Annotated in this window: 1 protein-coding gene; it reads left to right on the top strand. The window is 60.0% G+C overall.

The window, feature by feature from the left end; genetic code table 11:
* A protein-coding gene (locus QMZ26_RS21175) for an IS3 family transposase (RefSeq protein WP_283222588.1) occupies window positions 1-1295 on the top strand; the annotation gives its coding sequence in 2 pieces (ribosomal slippage) (window positions 1-391 and window positions 391-1295; 1296 coding nt annotated over the 2 pieces). This gene is flagged as partial in the annotation.
* Between the last annotated feature and the right edge of the window lie 5 nt (window positions 1296-1300).

Raw genomic sequence — 1300 nt, 5'->3', positions numbered from 1 at the left:
TCCACATCGGTCAAGGCCGTTGCTCGGCGCCATGGCCTGGAGTTCTCTACGGTCAGGCGGTGGGCTGCGACCTACCGGCTGCATGGTCGGCAAGGGTTTGACCGCAAACCCCGGTCCTATGACCTCCAGTTCAAGCTGGAGGTCCTGGAAAAGATGGGCCAGGAGGGCATGTCCGCACGCGAGGCCACCACGTTTTTCCAGATCGGCAGCGCAGGCGCAGTGGGAGAGTGGCTGCGCCTGTATGCTGAGGGCGGCGCCCAAGCGTTGGCGCCGCCACCATTACCGCCTCAAAAGCCGATGAAAAAGACCCGCTCGTCCAAGCCTGCCGAGGACATGAGCCGCGATGAGCTCCTCAAGGAAGTGGCCTACCTGCGTGCGGAGGCGGCTTACCTAAAAAAACTCGATGCCTTGATCCGGGAAGACCAGGCGGCGCAGCGCGCAAAGCGCAAGCCATCCAAGGATTGAGGCAGACCTACGCACTGTCGCTGTTGCTGGAGGCGGCTGAGCTGTCGCGCAGCACGTTCTACTACCAGATCAATGCCTTGGCCGATCCAGATCGGGGTGAGGAGGAGCTGCGTGAGCGCATCCGCGCGATTTTCGATAAGAATCAAGGGCGCTACGGCTACCGTCGCATCACGCTGGAACTGGCCAATCAGGGCCAAGCCATCAACCACAAGCGCGTGCAGCGGCTGATGACCGAGCTGGGCCTGCAGTCGCGGGTACGCATCAAGCGCTACCGCGCGTTCAAGGGAGCGGCCAATGTCGTGGTCTCCAACGACCTTGACCGCCAGTTTGAGGCCCAAATGCCCAACCAGAAATGGGTGACCGACGTTACCGAGTTCAAGGTGCAGGGCATGAAGCTCTATCTCTCGCCGATCATGGACCTCTACAACGGCGAAATCGTGGCTTACCAGATGAAGCGCCGCCCGGTATTCGACCTGGTCGGCCAGATGCTGGACCAAGCAATCAAGAAGCTTCCGCCCGAAGATCGGCCGATGATCCACTCTGACCAAGGCTGGCACTATCAGCATGAAAGCTATCGCCACAAGCTAGCGAAACACTCGCTGAAACAGAGCATGTCCCGCCGCGGAAACTGCTTGGACAACGCGGCCATGGAGAGCTTCTTCGGGACGCTGAAGTCGGAATTCTTCTACCTGAACAACTTTGACAGCATCGAAAGCCTGGAAGCTGGGCTGGTGGAGTACATCCGGTACTACAACGAAGACCGTATCCGGCTGAAATTAAAGGGCTTGAGCCCGGTAAAGTACCGGGAGCAGGTCGCGCTGGCCGCCTAGCCCCC

The sequence above is a fragment of the Stenotrophomonas sp. PFBMAA-4 genome, assembly GCF_030053215.1.
Taxonomy (GTDB): Bacteria; Pseudomonadota; Gammaproteobacteria; order Xanthomonadales; family Xanthomonadaceae; genus Stenotrophomonas.
This window is presented reverse-complemented; position numbering and strand designations above follow the sequence as displayed.